The organism is Xanthomonas pisi DSM 18956 (genome assembly GCF_001010415.1).
GTDB classification, from domain to species: Bacteria; Pseudomonadota; Gammaproteobacteria; order Xanthomonadales; family Xanthomonadaceae; genus Xanthomonas; species Xanthomonas pisi.
This window is the reverse complement of record NZ_JPLE01000157.1, coordinates 1-324: the sequence shown is the minus strand read 5'-3', so window position 1 is coordinate 324 and position 324 is coordinate 1. Positions and strand designations below refer to the sequence as shown.

Sequence of the window (324 nt, the reverse complement as noted above, 5' to 3'; positions counted from 1 at the left end):
GCGCAGAAGCAGCTGTACGTGCGCGCGATCGCCGAAGGCACGCACATCGGCGCATTTGCGCTGACCGAGCCGCAGTCCGGCTCGGATGCATCGGCGATGCGCTGCCGCGCGGTCAAGCAGGCCGACGGCAGCTTCGTCATCAACGGCAAGAAGAGCTGGATCACCTCCGGCCCGGTGGCCAGGTACATCGTGCTGTTTGCGGTGACCGAGCCGGACAAGGGCTCGCGTGGCATCACCGCCTTCATGGTCGACACCGACAAGCCGGGTTTTCATCGCGGCAAGACCGAGCCCAAGCTGGGCATTCGCGCCTCGGTGCCGTTCTTC

At 66.0% G+C, this 324-nt stretch carries 1 protein-coding gene; it reads left to right on the top strand.

Features of this window, described 5'->3' with window-relative positions:
* On the top strand, positions 1-324 hold a 324-nt coding region (locus Y887_RS17525; RefSeq protein WP_046965568.1), incomplete at both ends, for an acyl-CoA dehydrogenase family protein.